13 protein-coding genes are annotated in these 14,140 nt (G+C 53.9%); 7 read left to right on the top strand and 6 right to left on the bottom strand.

From position 1 onward, the window contains the following. Window positions 1-162: 162 nt before the first annotated feature. The 5 genes from ABEB26_RS23625 to ABEB26_RS23605 all read left to right on the top strand — a co-directional run bounded on the left by ABEB26_RS23625 (window position 163) and on the right by ABEB26_RS23605 (window position 5,591). Entirely contained in the window at window positions 163-579 is a 417-nt protein-coding gene (locus ABEB26_RS23625) for a hypothetical protein (protein WP_345724552.1), read from the top strand. Window positions 580-691: 112 nt separating this feature from the next. After that, complete coding sequence (locus ABEB26_RS23620) at window positions 692-1,159, top strand: hypothetical protein (RefSeq protein ID WP_345724551.1); 468 nt, start codon at window positions 692-694, stop codon at window positions 1,157-1,159. A gap of 9 nt (window positions 1,160-1,168) precedes the next feature. Further along, entirely contained in the window at window positions 1,169-3,457 is a 2,289-nt protein-coding gene (locus ABEB26_RS23615; protein WP_345724550.1) for a hypothetical protein, read from the top strand. Window positions 3,458-3,460: 3 nt separating this feature from the next. Continuing rightward, a complete protein-coding gene (locus ABEB26_RS23610; protein WP_345724549.1) occupies window positions 3,461-4,759 on the top strand; it encodes a lipopolysaccharide biosynthesis protein in 1,299 nt (432 codons plus the stop codon). A gap of 121 nt (window positions 4,760-4,880) precedes the next feature. Then, a complete protein-coding gene (locus ABEB26_RS23605) occupies window positions 4,881-5,591 on the top strand; it encodes an RraA family protein (RefSeq protein ID WP_345724548.1) in 711 nt (236 codons plus the stop codon). Between the two features lie 142 nt (window positions 5,592-5,733). Here ABEB26_RS23605 and ABEB26_RS23600 read toward each other — a convergent pair whose 3' ends face one another. The 4 genes from ABEB26_RS23600 to ABEB26_RS23585 all read right to left on the bottom strand — a co-directional run bounded on the left by ABEB26_RS23600 (window position 5,734) and on the right by ABEB26_RS23585 (window position 10,394). Then, complete coding sequence (locus ABEB26_RS23600) at window positions 5,734-6,705, bottom strand: ABC transporter substrate-binding protein (protein WP_345724547.1); 972 nt, start codon at window positions 6,703-6,705, stop codon at window positions 5,734-5,736. Between the two features lie 350 nt (window positions 6,706-7,055). Beyond that, window positions 7,056-7,907 carry a hypothetical protein gene (locus tag ABEB26_RS23595; protein ID WP_345724546.1) on the bottom strand — a complete coding sequence of 284 codons (852 nt, stop codon included), beginning with the start codon at window positions 7,905-7,907 and terminating at the stop codon, window positions 7,056-7,058. A 72-nt stretch (window positions 7,908-7,979) separates the two neighbouring features. Beyond that, complete coding sequence (locus ABEB26_RS23590; RefSeq protein ID WP_345724545.1) at window positions 7,980-8,201, bottom strand: helix-turn-helix domain-containing protein; 222 nt, start codon at window positions 8,199-8,201, stop codon at window positions 7,980-7,982. A gap of 396 nt (window positions 8,202-8,597) precedes the next feature. Then, complete coding sequence (locus ABEB26_RS23585; RefSeq protein WP_345724544.1) at window positions 8,598-10,394, bottom strand: FG-GAP repeat protein; 1,797 nt, start codon at window positions 10,392-10,394, stop codon at window positions 8,598-8,600. 743 nt (window positions 10,395-11,137) lie between these two features. Between ABEB26_RS23585 and ABEB26_RS23580 the strand changes: the two genes are divergently transcribed. Further along, window positions 11,138-11,794, top strand: a complete 657-nt coding sequence (locus ABEB26_RS23580; protein ID WP_345724543.1) for a lamin tail domain-containing protein — start codon at window positions 11,138-11,140, stop codon at window positions 11,792-11,794. A 183-nt stretch (window positions 11,795-11,977) separates the two neighbouring features. Here the strand turns inward: ABEB26_RS23580 and ABEB26_RS23575 are convergent, their stop codons facing one another. Continuing rightward, window positions 11,978-12,496 (bottom strand): peroxiredoxin family protein, encoded by a 519-nt coding sequence (locus ABEB26_RS23575; protein WP_345724542.1) that lies wholly within the window; start codon window positions 12,494-12,496, stop codon window positions 11,978-11,980. Between the two features lie 215 nt (window positions 12,497-12,711). Continuing rightward, complete coding sequence (locus ABEB26_RS23570; protein ID WP_345724541.1) at window positions 12,712-13,314, bottom strand: TetR/AcrR family transcriptional regulator; 603 nt, start codon at window positions 13,312-13,314, stop codon at window positions 12,712-12,714. A gap of 97 nt (window positions 13,315-13,411) precedes the next feature. On the opposite strand from ABEB26_RS23570, the gene ABEB26_RS23565 reads away from it, so the two are divergent. Then, on the top strand, window positions 13,412-13,825 hold the full coding sequence (locus tag ABEB26_RS23565) for a VOC family protein (RefSeq protein WP_345724540.1): 414 nt from the start codon (window positions 13,412-13,414) through the stop codon (window positions 13,823-13,825). The last annotated feature ends 315 nt before the right edge of the window (window positions 13,826-14,140 follow it).

Below are 14,140 nucleotides of genomic sequence, written 5' to 3'. Positions count from 1 at the left end.
GAGCTTAAAGCGCAGGGATTTCCCGTGACCCATCGCTGGTTACGCTTTCCGTTTCGGTTAAGTCGTGGGTTGTTGATCTATGCACGCCTCCGGGGACTCAGTTGGTATGAATCCCACCCCCATGGACGGCAGGGGTATTGGGATTTTCGTGCATCGTGGTTGATGCACACTATCTTTCCAATCGTGCTGTGGGTTGATGCACTCAGTGTGGCAATCCACGCGGTGTATTGGCCAATCGCGCATGGGAAATTAATCGTCTGCGAACGGTTTGTGATCGATATGCTCGCCGATTTAATGGTTGCAACCCAGGATTTTACGCTCCTTGAGCGCTGGTATGGTCGCTGGTATCGGCGGCTACTCCCAGCGCACACCATCCTGATCCTGCTCGATGGCGATCCTGCCCGTATCTGCCAACGACGACCCGATTTGGCCCATGATCGGATACTTCCCGATCGTATTCATGCCTTTCGTCTCATTGCTGCGCACTTCGGCTGGCCGTTAATTGACGGGGATCAATCCATTGAGGAAATTCATCAGACGATTTGGCGTATTGTTGAGGATCGCTATGCTAACACCTAAATCATCCAAACCCCATGGCTATGCACGGTTGTCCCATCATGGCCTGCGACGACTGTTACACCACCCAAGCATGGCACTCATGTCTCACTGGTGTTTCCAGAGCCTATTCTACATGCACCGGACGGAACGCATGGTCAAAATCGGCCTTGATCTGATCTTGACCGTGGGCATTGGGCTTGGATTAACCGCGATCATCGGTCATGGGTATGGCTGGCTCCTCGCATGGGGGATTGCCCATACGATCAATGTCTGTTGTAACGGCCATGTCTGGGGGGTGCTGAAACATTTTTATCCGACCGGACAAACGGCACGAAGCTTTGAACGGTATCGTGAACAATTGATGCACCGAATAACCCAAGCATCATCCATTGCGACGAGTGAGGTCATTGGGAGTGCCGTTCACACGTGGACACCCTATGCCGATCTTGATATTCGCCTCATACGCCACGCAGGTCTGCTTAATGGCATCCGTGCAAGTTGGTTTGGCATTCAAGAACGCACCCGTGCGTTTGTCTCCCGATTTCCGCTTGATCTCTATATCCTTGATCCGCACCAGCAATCGCATGAGACCCATGCGTAGGAGTCTGTTATGAGTGCTATTTCTCCCGCATCGAATACGCCCCACCACGCATGGGTCGATCGCCTACAGCTACGTCGCTTTTCGCGCACCATGCTCTTCGATATCATGGTCTTACTTGCTTGTATCCTGCCAGGGATTATTCTCTCGCAACAGCCGCTTCAAGAACCGTGGAATGCCTTTCGCCTCGCGCGAGCACAACTCTCTATCAACCAAGGGGCGGTCGCCGACTATACGACTAGTGCTGGAGCATATCGAGCCGAGCATTTAGGCAGCGATCTTATTCATACCGCACTCATTAATGCTACCGATTGGCCCTTGGATGCGCTCGTCGTCCTCCCAATTGGCGCATTGCTCTTAGCGCTGGCCTACTATGGAATTGCGATCATGTTGAGTCCCTCACGACGGTGGGCCGCAGGCATTACCCTCTTTTGCAGTTGGTATTATCCCGGGATCTACAGTCAATTTGGGACGCAAACGTATGTCTGGGTCTATAGCCTGCTGCTCGGCTTTCTGATTCTTTTTTTTCAATGGCTTAACCACCCAAAACGGAGCTATGAACTCATCCTTACCGCGATCTTTCTTGCCACCTTTCTGCATTACCACACCACGCCACTCTGGATGATTGGCTTAATGACGATAGGGGTTGCGGGGAGTAAATGGGCACAACGAACCACGGGATCGACCTATCGCTATTCATGGTTGCTCCCGCTCAGTTGGTTGGCGTGGGACATCACGTTTGAAAGTGTCTTACGGAATGGCTGGCAGCAGCTTCAAGCCGTCAATGCGAATACGATTGGTCAAAGTTTTCTGAGTAAAGTCTTTGGTCCGTTGCTCCAACGAACACCCGCAGGGCTTGATCCGTTTGAAATTGCCCCAGTGAATCCACCGCTCGCAACATGGAGTACCTTGATCTGTTTGCTGATCCTGACCGTGCCTGTGGGATGGTGGATGATCGCGCAGTTAAAGACGGCATGGAAAACGCAGGATCTGCAGACGCTCGTGGCAACACCGCAACGCATTTTTGTCTGGGCCATCATCGGCATTGCGATAGCCCATACGAGCATGTATTTATTGTATGGAGCATTAAGTTTGCGAGTTATTCCGGTCTTGTTTCCCTTGTTAATGCCCATTATTTGGAGCGATGCTCCCTGGAAATCATGGAGCATGGGAGTACTCGTCTTGCTCGTCGGAAGTGCCATGGTGGGCTTTTTTAGTTTTGCGCCAACCATTCAGCCCGATATGACCGCCGCCCAAACAGGCCGTGCCAGCCAGTTGCTTGCCACGAAAAGTACGATGCTCAGCGATGCGAATCTCTATGGGTCATTTGCGCTCCAACGGGCGATCGACAACCAGACGGTCAATCTCGCGTGGATTGACGCGCCAACCTATCGCGCCATGGTGGAAGGACAACCCCTTCCAGCGGCTATTGATGCTATTGCGATTGCGAAAACCACGAAGCCCTTAATCACGACCCAATGGCAGTCTTTTGCTGCGTGGCTGCTATCCAATCCCATGATTGAACGCCATCCCTCCATGAACCAAGTGTATGCGAGTTCGGTTTTAAGTGTGTTACAACCGACCGATCATGGGCTTCCGCTGCCTATCCCATCAGACCCACCAGCAAAACCATTCTCATGGTTCATTCCAGCGATGCGGTTACTGGGGGCGATCCTCGGTCTGTTTCTCCTCCCAGGCCTCGCGATCTTTTGGGTGGCCCAACGGAAACAGATCTTTGGTGCTGACCTTGATATTCGCATCATCCTTGCCTGCACAATTGCCTTGTCTGTGTTGAATCTGACCGTGATGGGGTATGTCGTGCACTTAAGTGGGATGGGCATTAATGGGATGGTCGTGCTGACCCTGATCGTCCCGCTTGCGAGTCTGATGGTGCTCCGCCTGCGCGGACAGCGCTTCACGATTGCTCCTCGCTGGTGGCGCTATGGCATCAGTATTGTCATCGTACTTGGGTGTTGGCTTGGGTTTGCAACGCATGGGGTGCGTGCGCAAGCGACCCTGATGCCCGCCCTTGAAGTATTTGCAACCCAAGCGACGACCGGATCATTAACCATCGAGGTCGCGAATAACACGGATACGCCAACCACCGCAACCGTAGTCATTGAAACGCCGGAGGGGATGGTCGTGATGACCACGAAGCAGGTGCTTCCTGCCCACCAGGTCACCGCTGTTCCATGGATGATTCCCACAACCGCAGCGTACCAACCCGCAATCATACGCGTGATGGCCGATCAGCATCCGACGTTGACGTTGTGGTTTGCACGCATTCCATCAGGACAATAAGTCATGAATACGAAACAACGAGTACTCACCATCCAAACCCTTACTACCCGAGTATATCAGTGGTGTGATGCGTTTCTGCTTCAAACCAGTTTCCTGCTCGTGATGCGGATGGTGGGTACCGGATTAGGATTTTTCTTTTGGATGTATGCAACGCGGATCGCTGTTCCTGATGCGATTGGATATAGCTCTGCGCTCATTAGTGCGGCAATGTTCATGGCGAGTCTTGCCCAAATGGGATTCGGATATGTTGTTCTGCGCCATCTTCGCTATCAGAGCAACCCTAGTGGTTTGGTTAATCTGATTCTCAGCATCATTGCGGTAATGACCCTCCTCATGGTGAGTATTGCCCTTGGAACAATGAGGTCTTGGTTTCCTCACGAACAAGACCAAGCCAATCGCTTCGTGGTAGGGGGTATCCTCCTGATTCTCACGATGAGTCTTGCCCTTTCACAGATTGTGAACTGGATATTCCTCACCCAACAACGCTTATCATTTTCCTTGCTGAAACAAGGAGGACAAGCGTGTTTAGCCTTAGGTCTTATCATCCTCTTCCAACCGATTGGTGGTTTTTTGACCATTATGCTTGCCTATACAACCGCAGCATGCATCGTCACCATCGTAAGCATTATTATTGGGTTGCCGAAGGTGATTCCGCAGTATCAACGGACGCTCTCATGGAAATATTGGCCACAGCGTGCCCTTATGAATGATGCATTGCCCAACTATCTGTCGGATCAATTGCAACGATTACCCGACATGCTGCTCCCATTAATCGTTGTGCATCAGGCTGGGGGACGCATCGGAGCGATTTTTTTTATTATGTGGTCGTTGGGGAGTAGTATTAGTGCGTGGGCCAGTTCAACCGCTGATGCATTTCTGCGTGAAGGAACCTATCATCCTAACCACTTAATGACCCTGTTGCCACGGGTGCTGATGACCGGATTCCTGCTCACGGTTGGTTTAGGCAGCATCCTTGCGCTCGTCAGTCCGATCCTCTTACCATGGTATGGACAAGCATATGCCACAATGGGCTATCCCTTTCTCTTGGTCTTGTTAATCAGCAACGTTCCGTGGGTCGGAACAACTCTGCTGATCACCCTCCTCCGCATCCGCGAGCGGCGGATCGCCGTCCTGGTCGGCCTCATCCTGAGTAATGGCATCGGAACCTTGGTTATGCTAGTCTTGCTTCCGAAGGGGTTACTCGCCGCCGGATGGGGGTGGGGTGGGGTGCAAGTCGTCGTGATGCTCGGATTAGGACTCTATAGTTACCACTTGCGCCGTGATCGGCAGGTTGCCCCATAATCGCGTTCGGGATAGCATGGCTTCGGTAGTCGACGCATGATACGACCCATCATCAGAAGGCTACCGAAGCACCGATCAAACGATGCTACCATGCACCATATCGCCTATGGAGGATGCCATAATGATGCCCAACGATGTGCTGAAAACACAATTTGCTCCGCTCTCGACGGCTCTGATTGCTGATGCGTGTGTGCGGCTCAAGCTCCCAATTCGGGCAGCTCCCCCAACGCTCCAAGCCCTCATCCCGGGAAGTCATTGTGTTGGTCGGGCAGTTCCCGTTCGCCATTACGGCAGTGTTGATATATTCCTCGACGTGCTTGAAACGGCCCAACCTGGTGATGTATTGGTGATTGATAATGATGGACGTATGGATGAAGCATGTATTGGCGATTTAGTCGTCTTGGAAGCGCAGGCCGCAGGATTAGCAGCAATCGTCGTTTGGGGCCTGCATCGGGATACGACCGATCTCCTCCAGATCGGGTTTCCGGTGTTTAGTCTTGGTCGGTTCCCGGTTGGCCCGCTCCGGCTTGATCCATGGGATGACGATGCCCAACAGGTGGCTCACTTGGGAAATATGGCCGTGACCCGTGACGATCTGGTGTTTGCCGATGACGATGGCGTGATCGTGGTCGCCGCCGAGCATGGCGAACAGATCTTGAATACGGCGCAGGCGTTGTGGGCACGAGAACGCCACCAAGCGGTCGTTATTCAAGAAGGGACATCGTTGCGTGATCAAGTGCAGTTTCAGACCTATCGCGTGCGGCGACAGGCTGATCCGTCGTTCACCTTTCGCCAGCATTTGCGGCAGATCGGTGGAGCCATTGAGGAATAGGTGTGCTTGGTAGCGAGGGGAAGGACACCCACCCTATCACTCCACCAGCTACCTACCAACACAGGTAGCTGGTGGAGTGACGCGCGGTGCTGATCAGCCACTTCTGTCTTACCGCAAAAAACCGTTCGTTGATCAGCATGGTTTAGCGATCTGGAAGTTGATCCAAGAATCTGGTCGTGTAGGCGCGGCTAAGGTCAAGTGGTTGGGTCAACACACCTTGGGTCTGAAGCATCCTCTGGGTAAAGGCCCACCGTTCTGGCAGCATAGCACCGAGTTTGGTTTGGGCTGGCTTTAATAGCTCGACGAAGACACTGAGGCGTTGGAGTTGACCATCGCGATCAACGCCAGGTGCATAGTCCTTCACGTAGCCAATCGCTTGCGCCGGACTGAGGATGACATCGTTCCATCCTTGCAAGGAGGCTTTCAGAAAGCGGGTTACGAGGTCGGGATTCTCTGTTACCAAGCGCTCTGTCGTAATCAGGACTAATTCATAGCTATTGATCCCATAATCACTTAACAACATGATGGATGGCGGATAGCCGAGTTCGGCGAGGGCAATCGCCTCGTTGATATTCCATGCTACCAAGGCATCGATTTCGCCGCGCACCAAGCGATCAATCCCCGAATCCGTCCGTGGTAACGGCGGTGCTTGATTGATCGCAATGGCTTGGGATGCCAGCAAGGTGGTATACAATTGGGTTGCGCCGCCTTCCGATACCAACACCTTTTTTCCAATCAAATCCTGTGGGGTTCGAATATTGGTCGCAGGGAGGGAGAGAATCGCCAACGGGCTGTTTTGGGTCAGCACGGCAATGCCCACGATGGGTTTTCCTTGGGCACGGGCGTGCAGGATGCTATCTGCACTGGCAACGCCAAAATCGGCAGCGCCGCTGCTGACTTGTTCCGTTCCATCAATATAGCCATTGTCATCAAAGCCACCTTCGCGCAAGGTGACCTGCATGTGCTGGTCGGCAAAATGGCCATTTTTTTCTGCTGCAAAAAAGCCCGCTGATGAGAAATCATTGACCCAATTGAGCTGGAGTGTGACGGCATCCATGGGAACCGGGGTGGGGGTGGTTTGGGTTGTACAGGCAGCGAGGAGCATGAGCATCATGACGGCGAACGCTCCAATGCGGTGGCTCCGGTGTGCTCGGTGAGCTACATGGTGAATCATGGAAAATCTCCCTACCAACAGAAATAGCACCACGATGGAGTGGGGTGAATGGAAATGCATGTGGATACCGCATTATTGCCGGGAGCACATGGGGTGTCAAGGGGTATCGCGCAGGAAGCATCAAGGATCATTCCTGCCGCGAGCAGAGTTCGTGATCAGTCCGATCCACAGTGCTCACTGGTGAGCATTCCGCACACGCGATGGCCAACCGCCATCGCGTGTGCGGAATGCTGTGGTCAGATCGCGATGCTTCGCGTGGAACGGTAACCAAACTGATCGCTGATGGGGTGTTATTCCAGGCAAAGATTGACCGTTCGTGCTCCAGCGGTCGTGGTATTCACGTTGAGCCAATCGATCACGGTTTGGACATGTTTCCCCCACACCGCTTCGGCAAAATAGGGCCATTCATTGACCCGAAAACTCAACAAGGTGCGAGCCACCTTAAAGGTAGATTGCTTCGTTGTGCCCCCTTTTTTCGAATCTTCCACGAGCTCGACTTGACTATAATAAATGGCAATCGTATAGGCATTGGTATCTGCTTGGAGCACATTCTGCACAAAGAGTTGCTGTTCTTGTTTCTGATTGAGGTGGCTCGTTGCGGCCTTGGTTAAGGCAACCAAACCCTCTTTAATCTTTGACCGATCGGAATCAAGAATCCCTTCAAAGAGATTGACAAAGCTGTCAATTGCTTCATTCCAATTACTGCTGCTTTGATTGACCACTTTGATATCGGTGAAATTGAGATTGAAGAATGGAGCACTCAGGATTTTTTCGATATAGGTATTGTAGGCTTGATAGTTTCCAGTGATGTTGGGGGTGATAGGATTAAAATTAGCGGCAATGCGGGCAATATTCATGACGCTCGTACACCCATCCATCGGATTTTTCTTGAATTGGGCCAACCCTTGCGCTTGGGTTGCGGTACTAATTGCGGCTTGCAAGGCGCGGCTATCATTTAAAACAGCATCGGCGTTATTCCCGACAAGGCGTGCATTGGAAACAACGCTCGTCACCGGATCTTCTGCCAGTTGAAGGCGTTGACGAAACCCAGCAATGGTTTCAGACGCATGATAGGCTTGATAATACACCGGATCATTAACCCGTAACCAGTCGTGGACCTGATCAATTCCTTGGTCATTCATACGGCCTCCCGAAGGGTCAAAAGAAGATTTGGTATACGACTACTGTACACGATAGCTAGGTAGCGCTATAGCCTATTCTTTGATGGGGGCCGTCAGTCCTAGATAATGGCAGTACCAATACACCGCAGCAGCCCGATTTTGCACACGCAAAAGCGTATACACTTCATGCAAATAGGCCTTAACGGTGGACTCGCCGATGCCCAGTAGGATGGCAATATGCCGATCGGTTTTTCCTTCCGCCACGAGTGCAAGAATCTGGAGTTTCCGTGGACTGAGCCGTTTCGTTGGGGACATGTGGCCCTCCCGCTATACACGAACCAATGGCTGGTCTCAACCGCATAAGCTTCGGGAAGAATGAGTTGTGTTCCTATGGGAGGCAATGCTAGGCGAGGTCATGGAAGCGGCGTGTCGAGAAACGGAGACACAACAGTGGGCAATGTGATAGAGAGTATACCACATTCTGTAGTATTTGGCCTGAGAAGCGCGATGGAGGATAGTCGTGAGAACGCACCATTTGTTTGCTCCCCGCTGGAAGATCAATGGTGGTAATGGGCTGTTGTTATGAGGTCAGGTGAGGACATTGGCTACCCTCCTGTGCTCCCTCTACGATCGGTGTTGCACCGTGCTTGCGACGGGTATGTGCTCCTATCGGCTCCGACCCAAGCGCACGGAGCCGATAGGGGGTGGGAATTAGGGAGTCCAGAGCAGATAGAGTGGGGTGCTGCTATAGACGCTGCCAGAAACATCCGTCAATTCGATCGTGATCGCGTGGCCTGCCCACGGCAGCAGCACGTCCGCCGGGAGTTCGACGAATGCTGCGAGCGGTTGGCCTTGTAAACTGTAGGTATAGGCAAAGATGGTAGTCGTTCCTGCTCGTAGCATCACCGCATCGTCAACGAGACTAGGGACAAGCATGCGGGGATGGGCCGATAGCCAATAATGCCCATAGGCGGGGAGTTCGTTCGGAAGCGTGATTGTGGCGGTAAAAAAGATCATTCGTGGGGTCGTCACGGGCATCGTCGGCACGGCAACCGGAGTGAGGGTGGCAAGCAGCAACGGCTGACTGGTTGCGACGAAGGGCAGATACTGGACGTGACCAGTGCTCAAGCCATACACGGCTCCGGCATCGAGGGCCGCCTCATCCACGGTCGGCATGGTACTGTGCTGAACTCCGGTGGTACTGCTATCCTCATACGGCGCACCAATCACGATCGTCTCCCCGTCCACGGCCACACTGAAGCCAACGATGTCTGACGCTGATACTTGGACGGCTTTCAGGTAGGCCTGCTGGCTCCACGTCGTGCCACTGCGACTAAATCGATACGCCGCGCCTGCATCAAGCATCGCTTCGTCCACCGTTGGCACGGCACTGTTCTGGACCCCAGCACGACTACTGTCCTCGTGCGGTGCGCCCACCACAATGGTGTCCCCATCCACGGCAACACTAAACCCCACGATATCGCCAGCCGAGACCTGCGATGCTTTGAAGTAGGCCTGCTGGCTCCACGTCGTCCCGCTCCGCATAAAGACAGAGGCAGCCCCAGCATCAATTGACGCTTCATCCACCGTCGGCGTGGCACTGTTCTGGATTCCGGTGGTACTACTATCGTCATGGGGCACACCGACCACGATGGTCTCCCCATCGACCGCGACACTCCAGCCAAAGATATCGCCAGCCGAAACTTGTGATGCTTTGAGATACGCCTGCTGATTCCACATCGTCCCGCTCCGCACGAAGACATACGCCGCCCCAGCATCGAGGGCGGCCTCGTCCACGGTCGGTGTGGCACTATGCTGAATACCCACAGTACTGCTATCCTCTTGCGGTGCACCAACCACGATAGTGTCATCGGCGATCGCCACATACTTGCCAAAGATATCGCCAGCCGAGACTTGTGATGCTTTGAGATACGCCTGCTGGCTCCATGTTGTCCCGTTGCGTGTAAACACCAACGCGGCCCCAGCCTCGGGCGTGGTTTCATCGACCGTAGGGGTCGCACTGTTTTGCACTCCTGCCGTACTACTGGCTTCCCCGGTTGCTCCCACGACGATCGTGTCCCCGGTGATAGCGACACTGGTTCCAACCATGTCCGCTGGCGAGACCTGCGATGCTTTGAGGTAGGCCTGTTGTTGCCAGATCGTTTCCGTGCGCACAAACACATACACGGCTCCAGCATCGAGGGCCGCCTCATCGACGGTTGGGGTGGCACTGTTCTGGACTCCGGTGGTGCTGCTATCCTCGTGGGGCGCACCAACCACAATCGTATCGCCGTGGATTGCGACATGCGTACCAAAGCCATCCTCGGCGGAGACCTGCGATGCTTTGAGGTAGGCTTGCTGACTCCAGGTTGTTCCTGTGCGCACAAACACATATACGGCTCCAGCATCGAGTACCGCCTCATCCACGGTCGGGGTGGCACTGTTTTGGACTCCAGCGGTGCTACTATCCTCGTGGGGCACACCAACCACGAGGGTATCCCCATCCACGGCTACACTCCATCCCATTGCATCGGCGATGGAGACCTGCGTGGGCTTGAAATACGCCTGCTGGTGGAGCGTGAGGAGTGGACGAATGGTGGTCTCGTCCACGGTCGGGCGTGAGGCTGCGGTCGTCCGTGCGACCGGGTTCCACCCGACCAGTCCACATGCCAGCGTGAACAGCGTGAGCAGCATGATGCGAACGATGCGCCACCAGCGACGCGGTAACCACCAGAACAGACCCATAAACCCTCCAAGCGCACCCGAGAACACCGTCCCTCAAGCCGACGCGACGGCATGGGATGGGGCGAGAACGACGCGGATGATCGTGCGCAGTATGTTCCTGTCGTCCCATGACGAGCATAGCGTGGGAGCGTAAACAGAACGTAATCAGGATGTGGGTGGGTTGGCTTGAGCGGAAGGAGGGTGTGGAGAAACCGTGCTCGTCGTTGACGAAAGACCAGCTACGCAAGCGTCATGTCGGCCAATGCCGGGCAATTAAGCTGTGAGGGAGTTAACCCACCGACAAAAAACGCGCAGTTCACCCCATGAACTGCGCGTTCGCCGTTACGTGGCGAGAACGTCGAGGAACCCAGTATACCACCTCGGTGCATGGACTGCAAATAGCCAGATAGGTATGTTTAAGTTCACCATGTGGCCTATGGCGTATAATACACCGTATGACAGTCACCGTCGCGATGCACTGGTGACTGCGATTCGTGATTGCTGTATTGCTTTGGAGGAGAATCGTCATGATCCGTCGTCTCATCCTCGTTGGAGTGGGTATCCTTGGCTGCTTTCTGCTCGGCTATCAAGCCCTTGCCGCGCCATTGCCTGCATCTCGTTCGACAACACGAAGTAGTGATGGGGGGACGCTCATCCCAACCGCCACCCTGACTCCAACCGCCACGCTAACCCCAACCGTCATACCAACAATCGTCCCCATCAGCCTATCGAGCTATCTGCCGCTCGTTGTCAAAGCTCCACCACCACCCACGGCCACCCCCACCCCGATTCCCACGCATACACCCCTGCCAACGCCCACGGCAGTTCCCCCAACGGCGATTCCGCCAACCCCGACCTTGATCACGGTCAATCCAACATGTTCGGGTGTCGCTAATACCGCTGCCCCCAACCTGCCGATTGCGATAAAAAATGTCAATAAAGCTGGTAATCCGGAAACTGTCACGCTTCGCAACCAATCTACCCAAACGGTGGATTTAACGGATTGGTGGATTTGCTCTATGAATGGCAATCAGCGCCATGCCATCCTCAGTGGCACGATCGCCCCAGGCCAATCCTTGGTGATTGTTTCGCAAGCAGGCGGACCGATTTGGAATAATACGACCACCGATCCCGCTGTGCTCTTTCGGCGTGATGGATTTCAAGTAAGCTATCGGAGTCAGTAGGTAGGACATCGCGCAGGAGCCTATCACGCTATGAGTCGCGCTGAGCTATGTGTGAACGAAAGAGATGTACCGTTCAACCAATGCCAACAACGCCCGATCCGGCTCTAAATACCATGGAGCGGGTGCCATATATACGCGATCCATGGTATTTGGAGCCTGTACCCGAGACGCGCCAGAGCGGGTTTATGCCCCATCGTGTGCGGGGCGGTTGAGCAAGGCAATCTGTTCCAGGATCATCGGAAGGCGGGGGCGGTCGGCGGGGTTGATGCCACGGTAGATCCAGCGGAGACGACGTTCTGTATCAAGTAAGGCCGTGGTTGGGTGCACGAGCGCCCCCGTCGGATAGCCCACATCGGCGTAGGTGCGCAGATCATGGCGCAGGCCGTAGGTGGTAATGACATGCCGATCGCTATCGATCAGAATGGGCAGACGGTTTTCCAGCGCCGCGTGAACGGCGAGCGCCTCCGGGCCATGGGCTGCAATGACGAGTGGCTGCACGCCCTGGGCAAGGATCGGGGCACTATGTTCACGAAGTTGGTGCAATTGAGCGGTGCAGTACGGGCAAAACATCCCACGGATGAAGGTCAGGAGTGCCCCAGACAGACCAAGCGAGCGCGACAGGGTATAGGGCTGTCCGTGAACATCAGACAATGTCCAGTCAGGAACCGTATGACCGACCGTCAGCAGAGTAAGGGGGATCATGATGAACCTCCAGCACGTGGTAGCGGAACACCAGCAATTTGCGATGGTACGCCCCGCTTCATTGGGATGGTTGTCAAGCAACGGGGTGCATCTGTCCACCATAACCATGGGGCGGACGGGATGTCATCACCCACACCAGCCCATTTGTATGATTGCATTGTATGTCAATGAAACACATCATCCCGATGGTTCATGGAAGTGCGTGGCAGCACTGATTAACGCTGACGAAGCCCTGAGAGCAGTTGTTCCAACACCGCAATGGCCTCATCAAGCGCTGTTTGCGGTTCGGTCGCTTGAGCAATCCACAATACCGCTTCATTCATCGCCCCAGAAAGGACATGGGTCATGGCAGAAATCGAGGAAACAACAATTTCGCCAGCATCCGCAAGTTGACGGATGCCCGCCTCGAGTAACCGCATTGCATGGTCTGCATCGAGCTTGCGCCATGCGTCCCACCCTAAAACGGCAGGCCCATCGATCAAGAGAATCTGCTGAACCTCGTGATCAAGGCTGGCCCGCAAAAATGCTCGACAGCCGATCAGGAGTTGTTCCCATGGATCTGGGGTGGTGCTCGTCGCCTCGGCAATCCGTTGAGCGACCTCGTGTTGCAGCTCTGCCACAACCGCGCGAAATAAACCCGCTTTATTATCAAAATAATGATAGAGCGCTCCGCGAGTGACCCCAGCTTGGTGGACAATGTGTTCCGTCGAGGCATGTGCATAGCCGTGTTCGGCAAATTGCGTGCGGGCTATCCTGAGTAAGCGGGCGGTTGTGAGGGTGCGCTGTTCAGCTTTGGTTGAAGGACGACGATCGACCATTCGTAACTCCTATGGATTGACAAACATACAGACTGTATGTATGATAGAAACATACAGTCTGTATGTTTCTATCAAGTATACGCGATTGAGAGTGTCTATGCAACCAACGAGTATCTATCCCGTCATTCAAAGCATGCGTGTTGCTGAAACAGCCGCATTTTATACGCAGTATTTTGGATTTTACCCAACGTTTGAATCGACGTGGTATATCAGTTTGCGCCATACCACTGCCGAGCACTATGAGCTTGCTATCGTCGATTATACCCATTCGAGCGTACCAACTGTCGCACAACAGCCAACAACGGGGTTGATTCTCAATATGGAGGTGGGCGATGTTGATGCCGTCTATGAACAATTAATCACCCACGCGGCGCTCCCATTGCTCCGCGAACTCAGTCATGAAGCTTGGGGACAACGCCATTTCATCACGGCTGATCCGAATGGAGTGCTCATTGATGTGATTACGACGATTGCCCCATCGCAGGAATTCAGTGCCCACTATACCGGGTAGCGTTTTTCGCTTATGCATGTACTGCCTATGGCGGGGGATTTCAAAAACGCGCCGTTCATGGAGTGAACAACGAACGCGAGAGGAGCGCAATCTATGCATGGGTTGCGCTCCTCGCATGAGCGGTGGCTTAATGGGCTTAACTGTAAATTCCCTCAAAAACTCCCACTTCAGTACATTTGAGCTACCTCATTCCTAAAAAATATCTTATTCCGTCTACGTCGGGACTATGATTGGGATGTGTTTGCGGGGACGCGGGGATAGAGCGGAGATGGGGTGGATGCAGGGTTGGGTGTAGAAACGCTGACGGATTGTCCG

Origin of the sequence: Herpetosiphon gulosus, assembly GCF_039545135.1 — a bacterium.
In the GTDB taxonomy this organism is placed as follows: domain Bacteria; phylum Chloroflexota; class Chloroflexia; order Chloroflexales; family Herpetosiphonaceae; genus Herpetosiphon; species Herpetosiphon gulosus.
This window is presented reverse-complemented; position numbering and strand designations above follow the sequence as displayed.

Coding starts and splice junctions, on each gene's coding strand:
- ABEB26_RS23610 (WP_345724549.1), top strand. CDS start 3,461: ATGAATACGAAACAACGAGTACTCACCATCCAAACCCTTACTACCCGA.
- ABEB26_RS23620 (WP_345724551.1), top strand. CDS start 692: ATGCACCGGACGGAACGCATGGTCAAAATCGGCCTTGATCTGATCTTG.
- ABEB26_RS23565 (WP_345724540.1), top strand. CDS start 13,412: ATGCAACCAACGAGTATCTATCCCGTCATTCAAAGCATGCGTGTTGCT.
- ABEB26_RS23625 (WP_345724552.1), top strand. CDS start 163: ATGCACACTATCTTTCCAATCGTGCTGTGGGTTGATGCACTCAGTGTG.
- ABEB26_RS23600 (WP_345724547.1), bottom strand. CDS start 6,705: ATGATGCTCATGCTCCTCGCTGCCTGTACAACCCAAACCACCCCCACC.
- ABEB26_RS23615 (WP_345724550.1), top strand. CDS start 1,169: ATGAGTGCTATTTCTCCCGCATCGAATACGCCCCACCACGCATGGGTC.
- ABEB26_RS23590 (WP_345724545.1), bottom strand. CDS start 8,201: ATGTCCCCAACGAAACGGCTCAGTCCACGGAAACTCCAGATTCTTGCA.
- ABEB26_RS23575 (WP_345724542.1), bottom strand. CDS start 12,496: ATGATCCCCCTTACTCTGCTGACGGTCGGTCATACGGTTCCTGACTGG.
- ABEB26_RS23605 (WP_345724548.1), top strand. CDS start 4,881: ATGATGCCCAACGATGTGCTGAAAACACAATTTGCTCCGCTCTCGACG.
- ABEB26_RS23580 (WP_345724543.1), top strand. CDS start 11,138: ATGATCCGTCGTCTCATCCTCGTTGGAGTGGGTATCCTTGGCTGCTTT.
- ABEB26_RS23570 (WP_345724541.1), bottom strand. CDS start 13,314: ATGGTCGATCGTCGTCCTTCAACCAAAGCTGAACAGCGCACCCTCACA.
- ABEB26_RS23595 (WP_345724546.1), bottom strand. CDS start 7,907: ATGAATGACCAAGGAATTGATCAGGTCCACGACTGGTTACGGGTTAAT.